Origin of the sequence: Shewanella sp. AS1, assembly GCF_021412565.1 — a bacterium.
Lineage (GTDB): Bacteria > Pseudomonadota > Gammaproteobacteria > Enterobacterales > Shewanellaceae > Shewanella.
In genome coordinates this window covers 57176-81136 of the sequence record NZ_JAKCLJ010000001.1, presented here as the reverse complement: position 1 = coordinate 81136, position 23961 = coordinate 57176, and the positions used below count along the sequence as shown (strand labels likewise).

General features: G+C 51.7%; 22 protein-coding genes. 13 read left to right on the top strand and 9 right to left on the bottom strand.

Translation table 11 applies throughout. The features are described 5' to 3' along the window. Window positions 1-343 precede the first annotated feature (343 nt). Both aguA and LZP69_RS00395 read left to right on the top strand, forming a co-directional pair. Entirely contained in the window at window positions 344-1456 is a 1113-nt protein-coding gene (aguA, locus tag LZP69_RS00400) for an agmatine deiminase (protein ID WP_234198077.1), read from the top strand. Between the two features lie 13 nt (window positions 1457-1469). Next, window positions 1470-3203 carry an amidase gene (locus tag LZP69_RS00395; RefSeq protein ID WP_234198076.1) on the top strand — a complete coding sequence of 578 codons (1734 nt, stop codon included), beginning with the start codon at window positions 1470-1472 and terminating at the stop codon, window positions 3201-3203. 118 nt (window positions 3204-3321) lie between these two features. Here the strand turns inward: LZP69_RS00395 and LZP69_RS00390 are convergent, their stop codons facing one another. Beyond that, window positions 3322-3657 (bottom strand): DUF3622 domain-containing protein, encoded by a 336-nt coding sequence (locus LZP69_RS00390; protein WP_234198075.1) that lies wholly within the window; start codon window positions 3655-3657, stop codon window positions 3322-3324. A 353-nt stretch (window positions 3658-4010) separates the two neighbouring features. Here LZP69_RS00390 and LZP69_RS00385 point away from each other — a divergent pair, with 353 nt between their 5' ends. Continuing rightward, window positions 4011-5519: a DEAD/DEAH box helicase gene (locus LZP69_RS00385; protein ID WP_234198074.1), complete on the top strand. Its 1509-nt coding sequence runs from the start codon at window positions 4011-4013 to the stop codon at window positions 5517-5519. Between the two features lie 193 nt (window positions 5520-5712). Here LZP69_RS00385 and dbpA read toward each other — a convergent pair whose 3' ends face one another. Both dbpA and LZP69_RS00375 read right to left on the bottom strand, forming a co-directional pair. After that, window positions 5713-7119, bottom strand: a complete 1407-nt coding sequence (gene dbpA / locus LZP69_RS00380) for an ATP-dependent RNA helicase DbpA (protein WP_234198073.1) — start codon at window positions 7117-7119, stop codon at window positions 5713-5715. A 202-nt stretch (window positions 7120-7321) separates the two neighbouring features. Further along, a complete protein-coding gene (locus tag LZP69_RS00375) occupies window positions 7322-8743 on the bottom strand; it encodes an MFS transporter (RefSeq protein ID WP_234198072.1) in 1422 nt (473 codons plus the stop codon). A gap of 219 nt (window positions 8744-8962) precedes the next feature. On the opposite strand from LZP69_RS00375, the gene LZP69_RS00370 reads away from it, so the two are divergent. Beyond that, window positions 8963-9274: a hypothetical protein gene (locus tag LZP69_RS00370; RefSeq protein WP_234198071.1), complete on the top strand. Its 312-nt coding sequence runs from the start codon at window positions 8963-8965 to the stop codon at window positions 9272-9274. Window positions 9275-9417: 143 nt separating this feature from the next. Here the strand turns inward: LZP69_RS00370 and LZP69_RS00365 are convergent, their stop codons facing one another. Beyond that, window positions 9418-9612: a YheV family putative zinc ribbon protein gene (locus LZP69_RS00365; protein WP_234198070.1), complete on the bottom strand. Its 195-nt coding sequence runs from the start codon at window positions 9610-9612 to the stop codon at window positions 9418-9420. Between the two features lie 171 nt (window positions 9613-9783). Here LZP69_RS00365 and LZP69_RS00360 point away from each other — a divergent pair, with 171 nt between their 5' ends. Both LZP69_RS00360 and LZP69_RS00355 read left to right on the top strand, forming a co-directional pair. After that, entirely contained in the window at window positions 9784-11697 is a 1914-nt protein-coding gene (locus LZP69_RS00360) for an ABC transporter ATP-binding protein (RefSeq protein WP_234198069.1), read from the top strand. 75 nt (window positions 11698-11772) lie between these two features. Next, complete coding sequence (locus tag LZP69_RS00355; RefSeq protein WP_234198068.1) at window positions 11773-12222, top strand: TIGR02444 family protein; 450 nt, start codon at window positions 11773-11775, stop codon at window positions 12220-12222. Between the two features lie 12 nt (window positions 12223-12234). On the opposite strand, the gene LZP69_RS00350 is transcribed toward LZP69_RS00355, so the two are convergent. Further along, entirely contained in the window at window positions 12235-13827 is a 1593-nt protein-coding gene (locus tag LZP69_RS00350) for a GMC family oxidoreductase (protein WP_234198067.1), read from the bottom strand. Window positions 13828-13923: 96 nt separating this feature from the next. Further along, complete coding sequence (locus LZP69_RS00345; protein WP_234198066.1) at window positions 13924-14427, bottom strand: TAT leader-containing periplasmic protein; 504 nt, start codon at window positions 14425-14427, stop codon at window positions 13924-13926. 144 nt (window positions 14428-14571) lie between these two features. Here LZP69_RS00345 and LZP69_RS00340 point away from each other — a divergent pair, with 144 nt between their 5' ends. From LZP69_RS00340 to LZP69_RS00330, 3 genes are all read left to right on the top strand, one after another. After that, the gene (locus tag LZP69_RS00340) at window positions 14572-15585 is read left to right on the top strand and encodes a hydrolase (RefSeq protein WP_234198065.1); all 1014 of its coding nucleotides are present in this window, start codon (window positions 14572-14574) and stop codon (window positions 15583-15585) included. Continuing rightward, complete coding sequence (locus LZP69_RS00335) at window positions 15569-15832, top strand: YheU family protein (RefSeq protein ID WP_234198064.1); 264 nt, start codon at window positions 15569-15571, stop codon at window positions 15830-15832. The genes LZP69_RS00340 and LZP69_RS00335 overlap by 17 nt, the downstream gene beginning before the upstream one ends. Before the next feature lie 105 nt (window positions 15833-15937). Then, window positions 15938-16825, top strand: coding sequence for a phosphoribulokinase (locus tag LZP69_RS00330; protein WP_234198063.1), 888 nt, complete (start codon window positions 15938-15940; stop codon window positions 16823-16825). Between the two features lie 265 nt (window positions 16826-17090). Here LZP69_RS00330 and LZP69_RS00325 read toward each other — a convergent pair whose 3' ends face one another. After that, entirely contained in the window at window positions 17091-17870 is a 780-nt protein-coding gene (locus LZP69_RS00325; protein ID WP_442800649.1) for a tetratricopeptide repeat protein, read from the bottom strand. A 516-nt stretch (window positions 17871-18386) separates the two neighbouring features. Between LZP69_RS00325 and crp the strand changes: the two genes are divergently transcribed. From crp to LZP69_RS00305, 4 genes are all read left to right on the top strand, one after another. Then, window positions 18387-19022, top strand: coding sequence for a cAMP-activated global transcriptional regulator CRP (gene crp / locus LZP69_RS00320; RefSeq protein WP_011864391.1), 636 nt, complete (start codon window positions 18387-18389; stop codon window positions 19020-19022). 80 nt (window positions 19023-19102) lie between these two features. Beyond that, window positions 19103-19447 carry a PepSY domain-containing protein gene (locus LZP69_RS00315; RefSeq protein ID WP_234198062.1) on the top strand — a complete coding sequence of 115 codons (345 nt, stop codon included), beginning with the start codon at window positions 19103-19105 and terminating at the stop codon, window positions 19445-19447. 114 nt (window positions 19448-19561) lie between these two features. Continuing rightward, window positions 19562-20236 carry a response regulator gene (locus LZP69_RS00310; protein ID WP_234198061.1) on the top strand — a complete coding sequence of 225 codons (675 nt, stop codon included), beginning with the start codon at window positions 19562-19564 and terminating at the stop codon, window positions 20234-20236. Then, window positions 20233-21564, top strand: a complete 1332-nt coding sequence (locus tag LZP69_RS00305) for an ATP-binding protein (RefSeq protein ID WP_234198060.1) — start codon at window positions 20233-20235, stop codon at window positions 21562-21564. The genes LZP69_RS00310 and LZP69_RS00305 overlap by 4 nt, the downstream gene beginning before the upstream one ends. Window positions 21565-21673: 109 nt before the next feature. On the opposite strand, the gene LZP69_RS00300 is transcribed toward LZP69_RS00305, so the two are convergent. Both LZP69_RS00300 and astD read right to left on the bottom strand, forming a co-directional pair. Beyond that, on the bottom strand, window positions 21674-22474 hold the full coding sequence (locus tag LZP69_RS00300) for a DUF1338 domain-containing protein (RefSeq protein ID WP_234198059.1): 801 nt from the start codon (window positions 22472-22474) through the stop codon (window positions 21674-21676). Window positions 22475-22490: 16 nt separating this feature from the next. After that, on the bottom strand, window positions 22491-23951 hold the full coding sequence (gene astD / locus LZP69_RS00295; protein WP_234198058.1) for a succinylglutamate-semialdehyde dehydrogenase: 1461 nt from the start codon (window positions 23949-23951) through the stop codon (window positions 22491-22493). Between the last annotated feature and the right edge of the window lie 10 nt (window positions 23952-23961).

Sequence of the window (23961 nt, the reverse complement as noted above, 5' to 3'; positions counted from 1 at the left end):
TACATGGATGTACTCGCGGCGCGTCGAAGCAGTACCTGCACATGAGGAGATGAATACCAATTCGAACGTACCACCGGCTGTCAGCCATTCTCAAAGTCGAAACCATACTCAAATATCATCCGCACCTCGGCCTCATAAACCCATCTCCGACTAATTCTCGTCCATTCTGACCTTTCCCTGATTTAGCACTATTCTGTTCAAGCAGGCTCAAATGATAAGATATACTGCCGCCAGGCTAGTCAGCCTCTAAATTCATTTGATTGATGTTCGGTATATTCCTATTCTATCGTCCAATGTTAAGGCGCCCCTTTATCGTTTTTCGGCATTACTGGAGACAAAATTAATGACCAACGCGAATGTGAATGCCACAGATTTATCGACCAAGCCATCCCAAGATGGTTTTCACATGCCCGGTGAATGGGCGGCGCAGCAAGCGGTGTGGATGATCTGGCCCTATCGCCCCGACAACTGGCGCGAAGCGGGCAAGTATGCCCAGGCGACATTTGCCAAGGTGGCCGATGCCATTGGCGCGGTGACACCTGTGTATATGGGCGTGCCTAAAGCATTCTTAGATCAGGCCAAAGCGGTAATGCCCTCCCACGTCACCTTAGTAGAGATCGACAGCGACGATTGTTGGGCGCGCGACACAGGCCCGACTATAGTCACCAATAGCGAAGGCGAATGTCGCGGCGTCGATTGGGGCTTTAATGCCTGGGGCGGCCACAACGGCGGCTTGTATTTCCCTTGGGATAAAGATGAACAAGTAGCGGCTAAGATGCTCAAGCAGCACGGTTTTGCCCGTTACAAGGCGCCGTTGATTCTAGAGGGCGGCTCAATCCATGTGGACGGTGAAGGCACCTGCATGACCACCAGCGAGTGCCTGCTCAACAGCAATCGTAACCCAGATTTAAGCAAAGAGCAGATTGAAGCCCTGCTAAAAGAGTATCTCAATGTCGAGCAGTTTATCTGGTTGACCGATGGCGTATTCATGGATGAGACCGACGGCCACATTGACAATATGTGCTGCTTTGCCCGCCCAGGTGAAGTGATTTTGCACTGGACAGATGATGAGTCCGATCCTCAGTATGCTCGCTCAAAAGCCGCCTTAGAGATTTTAGAAAACAGCGTCGATGCCAAGGGGCGTAAGTTAAAGGTACACCTGATGCCACAACCTGGGCCGCTCTATTGCAGCGAAGAGGAGTCCAAAGGCGTTAGCGAAGGCACAGGTGTGCCACGCAGCGCAGGTGAGCGTCTGGCCGGCTCCTATGTGAACTTTTTAATCACTAACAATCGCATCGTATTCCCACTGCTGGATCCGGCGACCGACGAGATTGCCGCAGACAAGTTACAAGCCATCTTCCCGGACTATGAGATAGTCGGCGTGCCTGCGCGGGAGATTTTATTGGGCGGCGGCAATATCCACTGCATTACCCAGCAGATCCCCGCAGGCAAGTAACCAGGAGCGACTCATGATTGAAGTGACTAAAGCGTTTGAAGTGACCGAAGTGTCTATTGCCGAGCTGCGCGCCGCCCTCGAATCGGGTCGCACCACTGCAGTCGAACTGGTGCAGTCGTATCTGGCGCGGATTGAAGCCTATGATGGCCCAGCGACACAAACCAAGCTTAATGCGCTTGTGGTGCCTAATCCCGATGCAATAGAGGAAGCCAAGGCGTCTGATGCGCGCCGCGCGGCCGGTAAAACCTTAAGCCCACTGGACGGTATTCCCTATACCGCCAAGGACAGCTATCTGGTGAAGGGATTGACGGCGGCCTCCGGCAGTCCGGCCTTTAAAGACTTAGTCGCCCAGTATGATGCCTTCGCCGTCGAGCGTTTGCGCGCTGGCGGTGCCATCTGTTTAGGCAAGACCAATATGCCCCCCATGGCCAATGGCGGCATGCAGCGTGGTCATTATGGCCGCGCCGAGAGCCCCTACAACGCCGACTACCTGACCGCGCCTTTCGCGTCCGGCTCATCCAACGGCGCGGGCACAGGCACGGCCGCCAGCTACTCGGCATTCGGCCTAGCCGAAGAGACCTGGTCGAGCGGCCGCGGGCCCGCATCCAACAATGGTCTGTGCGCCTATACGCCATCACGTGGGGTGATCTCGGTGCGTGGCAACTGGCCACTGACCCCAACCATGGATGTAGTCGTGCCCTATACCCGCACCATGACCGATCTGCTCGAAGTGCTGGATGTGATCGTGGCCGATGACCCAGTGACCCGCGGCGATCTATGGCGCTTACAACCTTGGGTGAGTATCCCCAAAGCCTCCGAGGTGCGCCCAGAGTCTTATCTTGAGCTAGCAGCCCAAGCTGACAGCCTCAAGGGTAAGCGTTTCGGCGTGCCGCGCATGTACATCAATAAGGATGAACTGGCGGGCACCAGCGAGAACCCAGGAATTGGCGGACCGACGGGGCAGCGTATCCATACCCGAGAGTCAGTGATCGATCTCTGGCAAACAGCTCGTGAAGCATTGGAAGCGGCTGGCGCAGAAGTGATTGAAGTGGACTTCCCGCTGGTATCTAACTGTGAAGGCGACCGCCCTGGCGCGCCGACAGTGTTCAACCGAGGCATAGTCACGCCAGAGTTTCTCGAAGATGAGCTGTGGGAGCTGTCTGGCTGGGCGTTCGATGAGTTTTTGCGCGCCAACAACGACCCTAAGCTTAATAAATTGGAAGATGTGAACGGCTATCATATCTTCCCCCACGATCTCGGCACCCTGCCTAATCGTGAGGGCGATCTGGCGGCGGGCATGGAAGAGTATGTCAATATGGCCAAACGCGGCCTGAAAGCCTATGACGAAATCGACAGCATCCCCGATGGCCTGCGCGGTTTAGAAAAGACCCGCAAGCTGGATCTGGAAGACTGGATGGATGAGCTTAAACTCGACGCCGTGCTCTTCCCGACTGTGGCGGATGTGGGGCCGGCCGATGCCCATGTGAATCCGGCCTCTGCCGATATCGCCTGGAGCAACGGTGTTTGGGTCGCCAACGGTAACCTGGCGATTCGCCACTTAGGTGTGCCAACGGTAACGGTTCCTATGGGCGTGATGGCCGATATCGGCATGCCGGTAGGGCTGACCTTCGCTGGCCGCGCCTATGACGACAATCACCTGCTGAAATTTGCCAGTGCCTTCGAGGCAACGGGTAATAGACGCATGGTTCCGCCGCGCACCCCGCAGCTGAGTCGTCTTAAGCCATAAGCCGTAAGCGATAAGCGATAAGCGATAAGCGATAAGCGATAAGCGTAAAAAAGCCCGAATGTTATTTGTAACATTCGGGCTTTTTATTCGTCTTGTTGATGACTGCAAAGATTAACGACTATTCGTCATCAAAATCATCATCGAAGTCAAAGTCATCGCTGTCGCTGCGACTGTCACGCTCGTCGCGCCATTTCTGGGCGGCGGCTTCTTTATCGGCTGTGGCCTGAGTACGCTCGGCACGCTGCTTGGCACGGCGCTCGTTACGCACCATCAGGTTTTCCAGCAGCTCCTTTAGCGCCTGTTCGCCCCAGCTTGTCGCTTCCGCTTCGCTGGCAAAGCCCGCCTGGGTCTTAGTCACCACGTTTTTGCGGGCCGTCATGCGACGAATGATCTGCGCCGTCCAGCTGCCGTTATCTTCGCTCACACGAAGACCGTATTTCTTTTGTTGTGTCATCTTGTTTCCTAATTCGATCTTCGAGTGGGAATGTAGCTAATTGCCTCAATCGACAGAACTTTGGCTGCCAATCTGAGAAAGGCGGCTATTGTAGTCCCATTTGCACAAAACTCAATCATGATAGCGCGAATAACGTGATTAAATTACATTATCGCTACTCAAGCCCAAAAACTGTGGCTCACATCATGTGATCCACCCGTAAAGCTTAAGCTAAACTGCATAGGTTGGTGTCGGTTTTATTCTCTGAAATCGCGAATAATTAGCGCTCAGCAGGCAGATCCTGTAAGCTGCACGCCCGCCAAGGTACTTGGCCCCTGAATTTCGCTGTTTAAGCAGCCTCAAGAGACCCATCTATGAGTTTTTCCTCCCTAGGTTTATCTGCTCCTATTTTAAAAGCTGTCGAGCAAAAAGGTTACCAAACCCCTTCGCCTATCCAAGCCCAGGCTATCCCGGCGGTATTGGCAGGCAAAGATGTGATGGCCGCAGCGCAAACCGGAACAGGAAAAACCGCAGGTTTTACCTTGCCATTACTCGAACTGCTCAGCCGGGGTGAACGCGCCCGAACCAAGCAGGTTCGCGCCTTGGTATTAACACCGACACGGGAGCTAGCGGCGCAAATTGCCGAAAGTGTAACAACTTATGGGAAGCATCTGCCCCTTCGCAGCGCCGTGGTATTTGGTGGTGTGGGGATAGTGCCGCAAATTAAACAGCTCAGTCGCGGCGTCGATATTTTGGTGGCAACGCCGGGACGTTTGTTAGATCTCTATAACCAAAACGCCTTAAGTTTTAGCCAGCTAGAAATTTTAGTCCTTGACGAAGCCGACCGTATGCTGGATATGGGCTTTATCCATGACATCAAAAAAGTCTTGAAAATTTTACCGCCCAAACGTCAAAACCTGATGTTCTCGGCCACTTTTTCAGATGAGATCCGCACCTTAGCAAAAAGCTTAGTGAATCATCCCGTTGAAATATCTGTGACGCCGCGTAACACCACGGCTAACAGTGTCGAGCAACTGATCTGCCCGGTGGATAAAACCCGTAAATCGGCAGCCTTGATCAAGTTGATCAAGGCGCACGACTGGCAACAGGTATTGGTATTTAGTCGCACTAAACATGGCGCCAACCGTCTGGCAAAAAGCCTGGACGATAAAGGGATCACAGCCGCAGCGATTCATGGCAATAAAAGCCAAGGCGCGCGCACCAAAGCACTGGCGAATTTCAAAAGTGGCGAAGTGCGTGTTTTGGTGGCAACCGATATTGCCGCCCGTGGCCTAGATATCGACCAGCTTCCCCAAGTGGTTAATTTCGATCTGCCCAATGTGCCAGAAGATTATGTCCATCGTATTGGCCGCACTGGCCGCGCCGGCGCCAATGGTAAGGCTATCTCTTTGGTGAGCAGCGAAGAAACTAAATTGCTCGCCGATATCGAACGTCTGATAGGTAAGAATCTGCCCCGCAGTGAAGTCGAAGGTTTCGAGCCGACTCACAGCCTACCCGAAACCCAGCTGACGCCTAAACGTCACGGACAACATAAAGGCCCGCGCAACGCCGCAGCTAAACAAGGCAATCGCCGTGCAGCTTCGCGCTCGAATCAAACCAGCACAGACAAAGCCAATCACAATAAAGCGGGCAATAACACGGGCAATAAATCGGGCAACAAGGCTGGCAATAAAGCAGGCACTAAAACAGACAAAATCGAGCCTCAAAAAGCGGCTGAGAAAGATAAACAGGGTCAGGCAGATAAATCTAAACCGAATAAGGCTCGCCGACCACACCAAGGTAAGAGTGAGCACAGAGATGGCAACGCGCCCGCTCGTCGTCGTTCTCGTCGCGCCAAGCCTGGAGCCACGGCCAAGAGCTAACGCATAAGTCCTCAGGCCTTTGCCCTCTGCCCCCCAGCCCACCAGCCCCGTGGGCTTAAATAACAAAAGGGAGCTAACCTAGGTTGGCTCCCTTTTTCTTGTTATTTCGGCTGGTTCTAATAGCGACAGATTGGAATAGCGGCTGATTGCAATAACGGCTGATTCTAATAGCGGCGGCGATCTTAGATTAAGGCTATTTTAGCTCCCAGGCGCGATAGTTTTTGCCTTTGAGCTTACCTTTAACGATTTTATTGAGCGCCTTCTTCAGCACCTTGCGATCCACAGCCACATAGGAGCGAAACTCGGTGATCTTGATCTTACCCACCTCAGTGCCCGCAATGCCGTTATCTCCGGTAAGACAGCCTAAGATGTCACCGGGGCGCACCTTCTGCTTCTTACCGCCGTCAATCTGAATCGTGACCATGGTAGGTTGAGGCGGCGCAGTTTGCAGCAGACTCTCATCGGGCAAGGGCTCAGCGATAATCTCGCGGCCAAGCTCATCCTCCAGCAGCAGGATTTTTTGCATCTCTTCCTGATTAAAGAAGGTATGGGCCGCGCCCTGACTGCCCGCGCGTCCTGTTCGGCCGATACGGTGAATATGCACCTCAGTGTCGTGGGCCAGATGATAGTTGACCACCATATCCAAGGCGTCGATATCCAGACCGCGAGCCGCCACATCGGTAGCCACCATGACGCTGGCACTCTTATTGGCAAACTGAAGCAGCATCTGGTCGCGGTCTCTCTGCTCCAGATCCCCGTGCAGGGCGACCACACTGAAACCGGCATTGGCTAATTTGGCGGCCACATCCTTGGTCTCGCGCTTGGTATTACAAAACACCACGGCGCTCTCGGGGCGATGGGCCAGCAATAACAGCTGCAATGCCTTGAAGCGATCGTTATTATTGCCGCACTCGTAGAAATGCTGGGCTATGCTGCTGCCATCATGTTTCTGCTCCACCTTCACCATGACAGGATCTATCATAAACTGCTGGCTGATGACCTTAATCTGCTCGGGGAAAGTGGCGCTGAACAGCAGAGTCTGGCGCTCGCGGGGCACTTCCAGCATGATGGCATCCAGCTCTTTTTGAAAGCCCATCTCCAGCATGCGATCCGCTTCATCAAGCACCAGCATATTGACGTTTTCTAAATCTAAACGGCCTCTGTCCAGGTGATCGATAATACGCCCGGGTGTCCCCACAATAATATGGGCGCCATGTTCCAATGAGCCAATTTGCGGCCCCATGGGCACGCCGCCACACAGAGTCAAAATTTTAATGTTGTGGATACCGCGCGCCAGGGTGCGCAGATCGGCAGCCACTTGATCCGCCAGCTCTCTTGTGGGGCACATCACTAAGGATTGAATACGAAAGCGTTTTACATCAAGTTTATTGAGCAATCCAAGACCAAAGGCGGCAGTTTTGCCTGAGCCTGTCTTACCCTGACCTATCACATCCTCGCCATTTAAAATGGCGGGCAGACTGGCAGCCTGAATGGGCGTCATGGTCTCAAACCCTATGGTTCTAAGGGTATCGAGCAGAGCCGGTTTTAATGACAGGCTGTCAAAAGCCGCACTTGGGGTATTCTTGTCAGATTGACTCACGGTATTTTCCTAATGATACGCACAAGGGTTGCAGACCTGAGGGCGCACTTTATGCAGTGTGATGGCAGCCCAGATAAAGATGAATCAAGGCTTACATGGATATGGCGGCGATTATAGCAGTTATTGCAGGGCTATGCTGCTAAGGGTGAGGAAGTTTAATCCTTGCCGCCGCAAACGACTGCGGCGGCAAGGATGTCGAGCCTTAAGCCGGAGCCAGTTCGGCGTCTGTCTCTTTCTTGGCATCGAGACGCTTGATCACGGCGCCATAGACAATCAGGGCAAGAGCCGAGATGCTGGCAATGGCGGCAAACACATACCAGATATAGTGTGCATTGGATGAGGCCTCAACCCAGGCGGCGTGGTCGCTAAAGAGGCGCGGATCGGGACAATAGGCCTCTAGCAAGTAGCCCGACAGACCAAAACCTAGCAAGGAACTGATAAAGGAGTGCAGATGCGAGAAGCCAAGGTACATCCCCTCTTCGCCCTTAGGAGCTTGCAAGGAGAAATACTCTAAGAAGCGCGGCGAGATGAAACACTCGGCTAGGCCTTGGAAGACGATACCTATGATCATCATGGCCGCGATTGGGTGCATCCCCAAGATGGTATCAGTGCCAGCAAACATGTTGCCCGATGCCATCAAAAGTGCCGATACCGGCATGATAAACATACCCACAGTCATGGAGCTCAGCGCACTGCGCTTGGCCATCATGCCAGTCACCAGGCTGACGCAGAGGAAGACCACCAGCGGATTGACGTTCGCATACCAGGAGGGCGATGAGCCTTCACCGGCCATACGCAGCACATATTTCGGCATGGTGGCGTATAGCTGATGCTGCACCATCCAGAAACCTGTGATGATAAGAATAAGCATGATAAGACGCGCATTGCAGATCACTTTAACTAAGGCCTGCCAGATCTCCCCCATACTCTTGCTAGAGCGGCTCTCCTCTGTGCTCTTGAAGAAGAGCAAAATACTGAAAAACGCGATAAGCGTCATGGCCGCGGCAAAGTAATTGAGGTTAATCAGCCCCAGATCCCCCATGGACTCACGCAGCGGTTTCACCACTGTCTTACCCGAGAAGGCGCCGATATTGACCATCATGTAGAAGATGGAGAAGCCCTTGGCGCGAGTCTCTGTGGTGGTCGACAGCGCCACAGTGCCTGTGATCACCGCCTTGATAAACGAGCCGCCTATCATGATAACAATAAGGATAGGCACAATCGCCCAGCGGATGTCAGCCTCTTTCAGGCCGTGATAGACAGTCTCGCGGCCATATTCCACCAGCCCCTGAGTCTCAATCAGCAGCGGGAAGACGGCAAGGGCCGCATAACCTATGGTCAGCAGACCAAAAGCGAGCAACAGGGCGCCACGAAAACCTATCTTATCGGCCAGGGCACCACTGAAGGTGGGCAGGAAGTAGAGACCGGCGGAGAATGAACCCGCAAGCCAGGCGGCTTCAACATCGCTGAAACCTAAGATACGTGACAGGTAGAGAGTGATAACGATGAATACACCATAATAGGCGGCGCGTTCGAGCAGTTCGACACCATTGGCGATCCAGAAAATTCTGGGGAAACCTGACGTTGCGCCAGCCCCAGCGGTAGAGTGAGTATTATTATTCATTTTTATTATTCCAGACGAAAAAACATCTCAAGCTACCCTGAGCCGCCTCGTAACGCAATATGGATGTGGTGATGCAGATCTCTTTTTATCAAAAGCCTCTGACCGACATACCAATCGCCAGTTCAAGAACCTGCGCTTTCCACGGAGAAGATCGCTTTTATCCGGCTTTATCGCTATGCTTGCGCCAGTTTTCCTTTCATCTAAGACAGAGTGATTAAGATGACCAAAGCCAACATCAGCAAACAGCAACTCATCGAGCAACTCAGCGCCTGGCAGCAGGCCAAGATAGATAACGAACAGTTACAGGACTGGATGGTGACCCATTACGACCCGGATGAGGTGGATATTGGGCGCGGCGAAGGCGAGTGGACTGTGGAAGCGATGAATATAGTGATGAATGAGTATGAGATTGCCAAGCTGGATAAGTTTCGTCAGGAAAATGCCCAGTTGGCCATCGATTTTATCGAGTGTGAAGAGTCGCGTTTCAACCAGACCCGCCACCTGTTTTTGCAGCAAGGTTTTAAGGACTGAGGCTCGGGGAACGAGGTTCGTAGCTTGTAACTTGTAACTTGTAGCTTGTAGCTTGTAGCTCGTAGCTCGTAGCTCGAAACCCGTAGCTCGAAACCCGTAGCTCGAAACCCGTAGCTCGAAACCCGTAGCTCGTAGCTACCCACTTAGGGCTTAAAGACACCTATCACTTCGCCGCCGGCCTTGGCGGCCACTTTCTGCTCAGTCTGCTGCTCGCGATAATCACATTCGACACACTCGACTGTCTCAATGCCTTGCTCCTTAAATAGCACAATACTGTCCTGGGCATGACACTTAGGACATTTGGCGCCTGCTACGAAACGCTTCTTTACTCTTTGCACCTTGGGATTAACCTGTGTCGCTTTTACTTAATGATGACACCATTTTGCCACAGACAGGCCGAAAATGGCTATTTGTTTGGCCTGTCTGTGGCAAAAATCTCATGGCGAGAATGACCGAAAATAAGGTATTATCCCCAGCCATTATCTAAGCAAACCTCAAGTCGATTTTTCATGATCACCATTACTCAAGCACAGCTTATCCGTGGCGCTAAGACCTTACTGGATGAGACCTCACTGACCATCTATCCCGGCCATAAGGTGGGGTTAGTCGGCGCCAACGGCACGGGAAAATCTTCGTTGCTGGCGTTGATCTTAGGTCAGATAAGCCTAGATAAAGGTGAGATCAATGTACCCGGCGGCTGGCAGATTGCCACAGTCAAGCAGGAGACCCCTGCGCTGGATACCAGCGCGATTGAGTATGTGATCGACGGCGATCTCGAATATCGTCAGTTAGAAACCGAGTTGCATCAGGCCCAGCTTGAGGACAACGGCAACGCCATCGCCCTGCTGCACGGCAAGCTCGATGCCATAGGCGGTTACAGCATTCAGTCTCGCGCCGCCAGCCTGCTGGCAGGTCTGGGCTTTAGCGAGGCGGAGCAGCAAAATCCTGTCAGGAGTTTCTCCGGTGGCTGGCGTATGCGCCTTAACCTGGCGCAGGCCCTACTGTGCCGCTCGGATCTTCTGCTGCTCGATGAGCCCACCAACCACCTGGACTTAGATACCATGTACTGGCTGGAGGGCTGGATTAAAGCCTATCAGGGCACACTGATTTTAATCAGCCACGACAGGGACTTTATCGATGGGATTGTCGATGAAATCGTCCATGTGGAGCACCAAAAACTCAACTACTACAAGGGCAACTACAGCGCCTTTGAACGTATTCGCGCCGAGCGGATGGCCCAGCAGCAGGTGGCTTTCGAGCGCCAACAGAAAGAGCGCGCCCACATGCAATCTTTTGTGGATCGCTTCCGCTACAAGGCGAGTAAAGCCAAGCAGGCTCAGAGCCGCTTAAAGGCGCTGGAGCGGATGACAGAGCTGCTGCCATCCAAGGCCGACAGCCCGTTTTATATGGAGTTTCGTGCCCCCGAGGCACTGCCCAATCCCCTGGTCACCATGGAGAAGGTCTCTGTCGGCTATGGCGATAAGGCGATCCTCAACCATGTACACCTCAATCTAGTGCCCGGTGCCCGTATCGGACTACTGGGGCGTAACGGCGCGGGTAAGTCTACCTTAATCAAACTGTTATCTGAGCAGCTTAAACCCATGAGCGGCCACTATGAGACCAATCCTGGGCTGAATATCGGCTATTTTGCCCAGCATCAAATTGAGTTTCTGCGCCTGGATGAATCGCCGCTGCAACATCTGACCCGCCTAGCGCCGGATCGCAGAGAACAGGAGTTGAGGGATTTTCTCGGCGGCTATGGTTTTCACGGCGATATGGCCCTTGCCCCGGTGCGCCCTTTCTCCGGCGGCGAAAAAGCCCGGCTGGTGCTGGCACTCTTGGTATGGCAGCGCCCTAACCTCTTACTGCTTGATGAGCCGACCAACCACCTGGATCTCGAGATGCGTCATGCCCTGACCATGGCGCTGCAGTCGTTCGAGGGCGCAATGATCATCGTCTCTCACGACAGACATTTATTGCGCTTAAGCTGCAGCGATTACTACCTGGTGGATCAGGGCGAAGTACGCAGTTTCGATGGCGATCTGGACGATTATCATCAATGGCTGCTGGATGCGGCCAAGAGCGACAACAAGAGCGACGCCCCAAGTGAGGCAACCCCGGCACAGGATAAGAAGCTGCAAAAGCGCCTCGAAGCCGAGCTCAGGCAGAAGCTGTCACCATTGAAAAAGGCTCAGAGCAAACTGGAAGCCAATCAGGAAAAACATGGCGAACGCCTGAGCGAAATTGAGAACCTGCTCGCTGACACCAGCTTGTATGAAGCTGATAATAAAGCCAAACTAACTCAAATCCTCTCTGAGCGTACTCAGCTTTCACAGGCGCTGGAAGAGAGTGAGCTTGAGTGGCTAACCCTGCAAGAAGAGATTGAGGCCATTGAGCTGAGTGTCAAAAACCAGCAGGGATGATAAAAAGTGCAGGCTCAATCTCAGCCTGCAAGCCCCTATAAGATAAGTGTTGGTATCAATAACAAGGATGTGTCTATGACAAGCAAGATATTGCTCGACAATACATTATGGCAAGAGTGCGATAACTTCTATCACCAGCAGCAGGCGAACTTTCTCATGCTGCAGGATGAGTATGGGGTCAATGTCAATCTGCTTCTGCTCGCCCTCTGGCTCGACCAAAAGCAGCAAGGGCTCAGCGACGAGAACTGGCAATACCTGGCCAGCGAGCTGGAGGTGTGGGAACAGAAGCTATTGCACCCCTATCGCCGCCTGCGAAAGCTGAGTAAATACAATCTGGCCGATACTGAATATCAACAGATGCTAGAGGTCGAGTTAATGCTGGAGCGCAAATCCCAGGCGCTTATACTACACAAACTCAATCAGTTAACCCTTGCTCCCCAAGCATCAGGCTCCCAGGGGGAAAACACCCGCCTTTACCTGAGCCTGTTTGGGGTCGATAGCGGCCATTACCCCTCTCCTATTTAACCAAGGGCAGGCTTAAGGGTTCTGGGTCAACTCCTGTGCCAGCAAAGTGGCGTTTCTGGCGGTGATCCCATAGATGGACAGCTGTGGATTGGCTCCTAAACTGGTGGGAAATATCGAGCCATCCATCACAGACAGGTTCTCGAAATAGTGGCTGCGCCCCTTATCATCTACCATGGCTTTTTTGGGGTCATCCCCCATGGGACAACCGCCCATCACATGGGCGCTGGCCACAATAGTTTTCAGCGGTGCCAGACTCATCTCCTCGATAGCCCTTTTTGCCTCACTCCAGCTGGATAAAAAGGGCACGCCGTCACTCATAGGCAGCACTTTCTGCGCCCCGGCGGCAAACTGCAGTTCAGCCATGCTAGCGAAGGCGCGTCTCGCCGCCCGCCAGAATAAGGAATCCAAGGGGTAATCCAAGACAAAACCATGATCGGTCAAGTGTACCTGTCCGCCTGGGGAGTCGGGATGAAACCCATCTCGAATCAAGGCGATAGTTACCTGCAGCTGATTAAACTGCGCCATCAACTCGGCATGACTAAGGCCAAAACCCAAAGTTTTTGAGGCCAGAAGCACAGGATGGACTGGCGGGACTTCCAGCTTATAACCCAGCTCACCCTCGGCTCCGTCCTGCCAGACAAACTGATCGCTATAGACTGTCTGCGGCGCGCCACTGTGGGCATTGATGGCGTCATTAAACAGACCGCCGCTGAGCAAGGTGGGGTGCAGACATATCCCTTTCCCTATGATTTGATGAGGATCAGGCAGCTTGGATTGCAGCATCAGCACAGGGGTGTGGATCGATCCGGCGCTTAAGATATAGTGTTTGGCCTTAAACAAGCATTCGACACCCGTCCAGTTGAGCGACTCGTTCAGGGTCTGTCCCTTGAGGGCATAAATTTTATCCTTATGATGCTCTATCTTAGTCACTCTAACATGGCTGACCAGAGTCGCGCCCAGATCCAGCGCGGCAGGAATGCTAGTCACCAGCATGGATTGCTTGGCATTAACCGGGCAGCCCATGCCGCAATAGCCGGTATTCCAGCAGCCCTTTACATTGCGACTGACCTGGCTGTATTGCCACCCCAAAGATTGACAGCCATGAAGCAGCGCCTGATTGTTGCGATTAGGCGCTATAGCCCAGGGGCTGATATTGAGCCGCTGCTCCATCTTGTCGAACCAGGGCGATAAACTTTCTGCCGTGAGGCCAGAGACTGATCTTTCTGCCTGCCAGTAGGCCAAGGTGGGCTCAGGGGTGCGAATCGCCGTGGTCCAGTTAATCGTGGTCGAGCCTCCCACGGCACGCCCCTGGAATATGCCGATCGCCTTGTCTTTGGTCTTTAAAGCGCCAGCCTGTTGATAGAGGTTAGGATAGGCGTGACGCTCCTCCATATCGAAACTACTGGAGGATTTAAGCGGCCCGCCTTCGACGATAATCACAGACAAACCCGCCTGCGCCAGGATCTCAGCCGCCACACCGCCGCCGGCGCCGCTGCCCACAATCACCACATCGGCTTCTAGGCTAATGGGCGCATCTAATTGACTGCCATTGATATGTTTCCAGCCTCGCGCCAGGCCCTCTGCGATAGGATCGGCTATTGCCATGTTTTACTCTCCCGTACAGGAGCTGTGACACAAGCAGAAAGCGACTGGAAAATCCTTGCCATAAATGACCATTTCCTCATAAGGTGAAAGTAAAAATTAAGCTATCAGAGGCCTTTCGTAATTGAGTTGGCTCCAGTGATCCGGGCAGCCATAGTAGCTGCTCATCACCAGCTCTCTTAAGCCCTGATAGGCTGCCACCATCAAATCGAGATAGCCGCGGCGCCAGTGCTCCAGCATCTGAGCCAACTGAACTGGCGTTCGCAGCAATAAAGGGGTCATGCTGCCGGTCAGGATCAGTAGGCTCAAACGAGACTCTAACAGCTCAACCAGTTGTTCAAGCTCGTCACGGGCATCACGGGGCAGTTGCTGTAGCGTGAGGGCGATAGCATCTAAGGTACGGTTTTGCGCCGCGACTCGCAGCGCTTCGGTCTGAGGCAGGGCACCATCGAGAAACACGGGCAGGAGCAGACTAAAGAGCAACCTGTGCTCTGTATCCAATGACTTGACTATGCCCACATGGGGCGGCGTATAAAGCTTAACCCCCAGGGCCAGCGCACCGGTTCCTGCCAGTGCCGTCATTAAAAAAGTACGTCTTTTCATGCTCCTCCCTCAATCGAACGGACGGGCTAAAGATAAATATTCAGTATTACATTGAAGCCAAGCGACAAAGATTTCAATTAAAATATCTTTGATATTCGCTAAAATATAAACTTAACCTACATAAGTAATTCAGCAGCCTCTTTCATGACTCAAGCGCCTTTTTCCCCACCCTGGTGGGCCAGAAATCCCCATATCCAAACCATACTCCCCGTACTGACTAAGGTAAACGCGCCAAAGCTGCAACGTCAGCGTCTCGAATTGGATGATGGTGACTTTATCGATCTGGACTGGCTCGGTAAGCCCGCAGCGAATCAGCCTATAGTCGTGCTGGTGCATGGCCTGGAGGGCAGCGCCGAATCCCATTATGCCCGGCGTCTGCTGCACAGTTTATCCCTGAGACAAACCTGCGCCGTGGTGCATCATCATCGCAGCTGCTCCGGGGTGACCAATCGCCTCGCCCGCAGCTACCACAGCGGCGACACCCAGGATTTGCACACCAGCTTAAGCGCAATCGCCGCACAGTATCCTGGCAGCCCACTACTGGCGGTCGGCTACAGCCTTGGCGGTAATGTACTGACTAAATACTTGGGTGAAAAAAACGATAACAGCTTGATTGAGAAAGCCGTTGTGGTGTCGGCACCGCTGCAATTAGCCGCCTGCGCTACCCGGCTGAGAAACGGCTTCTCTAAGGTCTATCAGAGCTATCTGATTAAACAGCTGCAACAGAAGGTCTATGACAAGTTAGCGATCCCTGCGCTAAGCGCCCAGATGCCAGTCACCCAGGTACAGGTGAAACAATTGACCACCTTTCATCTGTTCGATGACATGGTCACGGCACCGCTGCATGGTTTTAACGGAGTCGAAGATTATTATCATCGCGCCAGCGGCCTGCCCTATCTGCGCCATATCACCAAGCCCACCTTAGTGATGCATGCCAAGGACGATCCTTTTATGAATAACGAGGTGATACCAACTCTGGATCAACTCTCGGCTCAGGTCACCTATGAGCTGCATAATTATGGCGGCCACGTGGGCTTTATCGAGGGCGGCACCCCATTTAAGCCGCAATACTATCTGGAAAAACGCATTATCCATTTCCTGCTTGACCAGCAGGGAGAATCACCATCTCAGGAAGCGCCTTATGCTAGTCCCCTATGAAGCCCTGCAGCAACTACCCGAGGCGACAGTTGAAAACCTAATTAAAGAGTTTCTGCTAACTCAGATGGAGGATGGCAGTTTCGAGGAACTCGATAGCCATAGCTTCCCCCTGGCGATTAAGCAGTGTAAACAGGCGCTGGCGAGGGGCGAGCTAGTGGTGGAGTACAGCGAAAATGATGAGTCTATCGCCATCAGACACAAGAACAACACACTCTCATTTGATGCTTATCAACAAGAGCGGGATTGACCTTTCAGGTGTCTGTGCCGTATAACTATTGCTCCACCGATACTCAGTAAATGCTTGACTCTGTCTGTGTAACGGCCTCTATTTTTAGCGTTTTTAGGTAAAAAAATGTCAGCCAAACACCCGATTATTGCCGTTACGGGTTCCTCTGGAGCCGGTACCACAACAACGACCACAGCCTTTAGCCATATCTTCCGTCAGTTGGGGATCAATGCCGCTGTGATTGAGGGAGACAGCTTTCATCACTATACCCGTCCCGAGATGGAGCTGAAGATACGTCAGGCGCAGAATGAGAATCGTAATATCAGTTATTTTGGGCCCGAGGCCAATGACTTTGCCCGCTTAGAACAATGTTTTCGCGACTATAGCGCCACAGGTAAAGGAGAGATCCGCTCCTACCTGCACACCTTCGATGAGGCCGTGCCTTTTAACCAGATGCCAGGCACCTTCACTCAGTGGCGTCCATTGCCTGAAAACACAGATATGCTCTATTACGAAGGGCTGCACGGCGGAGTGGTGACCGAGGATTGTAATGTGGCCCAGCATGTGGATCTGCTGATCGGCATGGTGCCCATAGTCAATCTGGAGTGGATCCAGAAGATCATCCGCGATACCTCGGAGCGAGGCCACAGCCGCGAGAAGGTGATGGGCTCAATCGTGCGCAGCATGGATGATTATATTAATCATATGACGCCACAGTTTTCCCGCACCCATATCAACTTTCAGCGGGTTCCGACAGTGGACACCTCTAACCCCTTCAGTGCCAAGACGATCCCCAGCCTAGACGAAAGCTTCGTGGTGATCCGTTTTCGCGGCATCAACAATGTCGACTTTCCCTATTATTTAAAGATGATAGATGGATCTTTTATGTCACGGATTAATACCTTAGTGGTGCCAGGCGGCAAGATGTCCCTGGCGATGGAGCTGATCCTGACCCCACTGATCCGCGATCTCTTGGAAAAAAGACAGCATTTACTCGATTTGGATAACGAATAAGAGAGAGTTAAGTTTGATTTAAGTCAAACTAAGTAGACTTCTTGGCATCGGGATTTCAGGCGAAAGACTGATAGTTAGCATGCTCTTGGAAGTGAATTCCCCCATCTTGATCTGTTTGCTTCCTTGAGTATGCTAGCGTCCCTAACTTCTTCCATCCGGCGGTTAGCCAACTATCTACACAAGCCTATCGCTCACAATCATATTCCATCCGCTGGCTAACAAAAAAGCCGACCTAAGTCAGCTTTATCTATTCGTCATCCCCAGCTTATTCGTTAAGAGACAAAGCCTCTCGGTAAGGTTTCTGCTGCTGATAGTTATGCAACCTAGACTCAAACTCATCGAACCTGTTCTGTTCGGCGGTCTGTTTTAACGCCTCGATAGCCCTCTGCTGTGTATCGACAGCCGCAGTGTAATCCCCTACCTCGGCATAAGCGGCCGCAAGATTATCCAGAGAGGTTGGGTCTTGTATATTTGCCGCCACCAATCCTTTGCCAATCTCAAGGGCAAGATCGCCGTTACGATATTCAGACTCAGGACAAGTGGAGAGGATCCACACCACATTGCCAAGGGAAACCTGATCGCCGACAGAGGTGAAGTAATCAACCGCCTTGCCGCAATTACGTACCACACCTTGTCCGCCGGCCGCATAGATAAAGCCTAAGCGAAACTGAGCCCATTTATCCTCTTTAATCGCAAGTTGGCGATACCAGTGCTCGGCTAACGCCAGATTGCGGGGGATCAGCTTGCCGTCGAATGCCAGATCTGCCAGGGTTTTCGCCGCTTTCTCATGTCCCTGCTCTGCCGACTTTTGCACCCAGAGCACACCTTGCTCAACATCAGTCTCAACAAAACGACCTGAAAGGTGCATAAGCCCCAGTAAAAACTCCGCTTCAGACTCCCCTTGCGCCGCTTTTAACTGAATATAAGCCAGCTTACTGGCAGTCACTGCCTCTGGTGTCTGAGGAAGCGAAAATGCCTGCACATTCTGGCTCATGGTTGAGGCAACCAATAATCCAAATACAACAACTAAAGCATTTAATCTCACTATCGACGCTCCTACACCCAAAAAACCTTAATCCCCTAAACAGGGCAAATATTACCTAGCCAGATTAGCCAGAGTACAAATTTGCATCGCACAACGTTAGCAATATTTTGGCTAGTATGTCGAGAAAAATGTCGATAAAAATGCGAGAGAACTGCCTAGAAAAGGCGCTATGGGTGGGCAAGGCGCAGTCGATTGCCATCAAGGTCAAGCAGGCCGTGATCATCGAATCACTATAATTTAATCGAGTTGTGATTTAGCCAACATTGTTAAGCAAATAACGTATGGTTTTTACAGTATTTGTTGACATACAGCACTATTGTATCAAAATAAAGTTTCATATTTGAAACAGATCCGAGCGACTGTTTCATAGTTAAAAAGCAGCAATATTGAGTGTCGCTGCGTGACAGCCCACCTTTCATGCATGGCGTTCTCCAATAAGCCATTTCACTCAATTGACGTATTCTGCTTATTTAGGATATTCTTGTATTTACATTAAATCAGTTGAGGAACAAAGGCATGGCTCTGATTGGTAAGCCAAAACCGGATCCAACGTTGGAATGGTTTTTATCACACTGTCACATTCACAAATATCCAGCCAAAAGCACTCTGATCCATGCTGGTGAAGACTCAGATACTTTGTATTACATAGTCAAGGGCTCAGTTGCCGTCCTGATTAAAGATGAGGAAGGCAAAGAGATGATTCTTTCTTACCTCAACCAGGGCGACTTTATCGGCGAATTAGGTCTGTTTGAAGAGCAAGCCGAGCGTACTGCTTGGGTTCGTGCTAAGCAGGCTTGTGAAATCGCTGAGATCTCTTACAAGAAGTTCAAGCAACTTATCCAGGTTAACCCAGAGATCTTAATGAAGCTTTCTTCACAGATGGCTTACCGCCTGCAAAGCACCAGCCAGAAGGTAGGTGACTTGGCTTTCCTCGATGTTGCAGGTCGTATCGCACAGACCCTGCTGCACCTAGCTAAACAGCCTGATGCTATGACTCATCCTGACGGTATGCAGATCAAGATTACGCGTCAAGAGATTGGGCAAATCGTGGGCTGTTCTCGTGAAACTGTTGGCCGTATTTTGAAAATGCTTGAAGAACAGAATCTTATTCAAGCACACGGTAAAACTATTGTTGTATACGGTACAAGATAATCTAACTTTAAGTTAGATTTAATAGTTATTCTATAAAGTGGCCTGACGTAATATCAGGCCACTTTTTTAGGACAGCGTTTGTGAAACCGATACACCTTGTTTGCGCATTATCGCTCATTCCTATATTGACGTCGGTCACTCATGCCTCTACATTGATTGAACTTGAGCACTATCAGGCGCAAAAGTTAGTCGATGAAGGCAAAATTCTCTCCCTCGATTTTACCCTAGACAATCTTAATGAATATTGCCCGGGTAAACTGCTCGATGCCAACCTCTATCATAAAGAGGGGCAATGGCTCTACGCGCTGCAGATCCGTAATGACTTTGGTGACCTGATCTCTTTGACGATCGATGCTACCACAGGCAAGCCAAAACAGCATGAAATACAGCCAAAAACCTGCCTAGTCGACAAAATCCAGCCTTAAACTACATCAGCTAAATGAAAGCATGTATTATGTTATATCAGGTATAAATACTGATCTGGCATCTTGCTGGATTGCTGCACCACTACTAACAATCCATTAGAGGCAGAATACGCTATGAAATTGCTGCTCGTTGAAGACAACACGCTTTTAGTTGAAGAGCTGGAAAAACAGCTTAAACAAGCTGGCTATGTCACCGATATTACCGACAAGGCCAATGAAGCAGATTATCTGATAAAAGAGACCAATTATGACTGTATCATTCTGGATATTGGTCTCCCCGATGGCAATGGCCTCACTCTGCTGGAAAAATGGCGTACCCAAGGGTTAAATACCCCTGTCATTATGCTGACGGCTCGCAGCCAGTGGCATGAAAAAGTCGAAGGGTTCAATGCCGGTGCCGACGATTATCTGGGCAAACCCTTCCATACCCAAGAATTACTCGCACGTATTCACGCCCTGATTAATCGCGCCCATGGTAAGGCCAGCACCCCCAACAAGGAGCTAAGCTTCGAGGGAGTCACCTTAGATGAGGGGCAACAGAGCGTGACAGTGGGCGATCAGTATTTCGAGCTGACCGCAATGGAGTTTCGCCTGTTAAAAATCTTCCTTATGTCGCCCAAGAAACTGCTCTCCAAAGCCCAACTGACAGATAAGCTCTATCAGTTTGACGATGAGAAAGAGAGCAATGTGGTTGAAGTCTATGTGACTCACCTGCGTAAGAAGCTAGGTAAAACCGCGATCGAAACCCGCCGTGGCCAAGGCTATATTTTCCACGGGATCCAAAAATGATATCGATCCGCACTAAGCTTAACCTCTGGCTTACAGGCTTAGTGATCATCACAACAGTTGTGGCGATTGTCATCTTCGAGTCTATGTTAAGGCAGGCCTTTCACGACTCAATCATCGACCGTTTGGAAGAGGATTTACAACAAGTCATGCTGGCTGTGACCTTCGGAAATGGTGAGATTGATATCGATTCAACCCAACTGTCTAACTTCTATAAGCCGGTGTACTCCGGCCGCTACTATCAGCTAAACGTTAACGATTTTGAGATCAGATCCCGTTCACTGTGGGACAAAAAACTCAATATCAAACCACTGAACAAGGGCCAAACCCGCGTCTGGCAGGCGAAAGGACCACAAAACCACGATATTCAACTGCTCTCTGTCGGGCTGAGCAGCGAAAATCCCCAGGTCAATGCCACCCTGACCGTCGCCCAGGATTTGAGTATCGGCCGCCAGGTATTTACTCAGGTGTATGGCACTAAACTCGGGGTAAACCTAGCCATGTTACTAGCCATGGTCTGCGGCATCTATATTGTACTCAGGCAATCTTTCAAACCCATCAGTGATATGCAACAAGCCTTGGTCAAACTCAGAGAAGGCGAGATCACAGATCTGGATGTAAACCGTATCCCAGAAGAGCTGGCGCCATTGGCCACCACCTACAATGAGCTGCTGCAGTACGCCAGTAAGCAGATGGAGCGTAGCCGCAATAACCTTGGCAACCTGAGTCACGGCCTAAAAACACCACTGGCCGTGATGCAGCAACAGGTGGAAGCCTTAGGCCTGAAGGATCCTGACGCCGCCATCGCCATGCAGAAACAGTTGGACCAGGTTCATAAGATGATCGAGCGTAAGCTGGCCGCAGCCCGTATTACAGGGGATATGCTACCGGCGGCTCAGATGCAATTTCCAAAGGATCTGCAGGATCTGACCCATACCCTAGAAAAAGTGCATGGTGCCAAACAGATTGACTGCCAATTCAATCTGCCTGAGTCCATCTCACGTCTGCCTATCCATCGCGAAGATGGTATGGAGCTGATAGGAAACCTGCTGGATAACGCCTTCAAGTGGGCCAGCACCCGAGTTTTGGTCAGCGCGGTCAATCATGACAAACAGATCCACCTCATCATAGAAGATGATGGTCCGGGGGTAGCCAGTGAAGAGCTTTCGCAACTGACCAACCGTGGCAAACGTCTGGATGAAGACACTATGGGGCATGGTTTAGGTCTGTCGATAGTCAAAGATATCGCCGAGCAGTATGAGATAGCGCTGCATTTTAATCACAGCGAATTAGGCGGCTTAAAGGTGAGCCTTGAATTTAACAAGGTTTAATCTGACACCTTTCCCATAATCAAAAAGCCGATGATGACATCGGCTTTTTCGTTATGGGAAAAGATTAGGCTTAAGATTAGCCTATCAAGTAAATTCGAGCCCTCAGCCATTACATAGCATTATTGGTACTCTCAAAGATCTTATCCGCCGAGGCCGCGACAAAGCCGGTATACAAGTCACCATTGGGCTTAGGGTAGCGCAGGGCAAACTCGTAAAAACAGCTTGGGATCGCCACGACAGCATCACTAAAGCTCACCTCCACTCTGTCGGCCAGGGTCGACGATTGCTCCAGCAATACCGCCGCAGAGCCCTTTATCTCGCCGCCGGAGGTATTGAGTGCAAACCCAGCTTGCTTGAGCGTGTCATTCACCTCTGCCAAGGTATCAAAGCCCGGCAGATGATTGATGGAAACGGTAAAGTGATTCGCCCGATAACCAAAGGCGGCGACCCAAGCGGCATATTCACTCTCGGCCAGTAAAGTCTCATAAGTGGCCAGATCCATCTGCCAGTGACGCCCCGAATAGAGGAAGTTATCGGCCGTGGTACTAGCACTATCCACCTGCTCCACCATCTGCTTGACTATGGTTTGTAGCTCGGGACTGAACTCCTCGACTAAGAGTTCAGAGATAAACACCTTAGGCTGAATGCTGTCCGGATGCTCGAAATGTTTCGCCTTTAACTTTTTCGCCTCAAAATAATAATCGCCGCAGGCGACATACCCCAAAGACTCAAAATGTTTAGCCAATACGCTTAGATTCACCTTAGCCAGATTAAAGGTACGAAGCGCAATATGGTCATTGATTATGGGCTCTCCTTTAGAGAGCAACTGATGGATCTTGGCCGCCGAGGGGGTCATAGCCACATAGTCTTGCCACAGAGCATCGAACAGTGCGTTGATATCTTTATGCATTCTTTACCTCGACATATTAAAGGGTTAATCCGGGGCTTAGACTACCCGGCATACTCACCTGATCCGCCTCGACCGACGCCACAGGATAAGCACAGTAATCGGCTGCATAGAAGGCGCTCGCCCTGTGATTACCCGATGCGCCGACGCCACCAAATGGTGCCGCGCCCGAAGCGCCTGTGATCTGCTTATTCCAATTGACAATCCCTGCGCGAATACGGGCAAGGAAGTAGTCATAATCTTCACGGCTGTCGGCCAAAAGCCCTGCCGATAAGCCATAACGGGTCGCATTGGCAAGCGTGATAGCTTGATCGAAGTTCTGGTAACGGATCACCTGTAACAGCGGGCCGAAATACTCCTCGTCGGGCAGTTCGCTCACAGAGGTCACATCGATAAGGCCTGGGGAAACCAAACCTGTCTCGCTATCCAGATGCTTAAGCTCAACCAGCATATTCGCCCCTAGCTCAAGGAGATTTGCCTGTGCATCTAGCATCCCCTTGGCCGCAGCGACAGAGATCATCGACCCCATAAAGGGCTGAGGTTCCTGGTTCCAGGGGCCAACCTTGATCTGTTTCACCGCCTCGGTGAGTTGTGACAACAAGGCATCGCCATCAGCGCCTTGAGCGACATAGAGGCGACGGGCGCAAGTACAACGCTGACCCGAAGAGATATAAGCCGACTGCACTATCTCATGCACCGCCGCACGAATGTCCTGAACATCTTTAACGATCAGCGGATTATTACCGCCCATCTCAAGGGCTAAGATCTTGCCTGGATGACCCGCATATTGCTGGTGCAGCAGGTGGCCAGTGCGAGAACTACCGGTAAAGAAAAGCCCGTCTATCTGGGGGTGGGAGGCCAGCGCCTTACCAGTTTCCACTTCCCCCTGCACCAGATTGATCACCCCGGCAGGCAGACCGGCCTGTATCCAGAGTTTGAGCATCAGCTCGGCTGTTTTTGGGGTGAGTTCCGATGGCTTGAATACCACAGTATTACCCGCCAGCAGTGCAGGCACTATATGACCATTTGGCAGATGACCAGGGAAGTTATAGGGACCAAATACGGCAACCACGCCATGAGGTTTATGACGCAGCACAGCGCGGCCAGCGGGGAGTTCATTCTCACTCACGCCGGTACGTTTCTGATAGGCGCTCACAGACAGGCCTATCTTGCCTATCATGGCGGCCGCCTCTGTAGCGGTTTCCCACTGGGGCTTACCTGTCTCCTGGGCTATGGTTTCCGCCAGCTCAGCCTTGCTCGCTTCCAGCTGTTCCCGGTAGGCTTCGACAACAGCGAGTCTGCCCTCGAATCCCAGCATGAACCAATCAAACTGTGCATGGCGAGCGGCGTTAACCGCCTCATTGACCTGCTCGGCCGTGGCACTTTGGCTACGCCAGATGATCTCATTATTGGCTGGATTTTTTGAGATCACCTCGTGACCTGCTCCGGCAACCCATTGGCCGTTGATTAATTGACTCATAGCTCAGTCC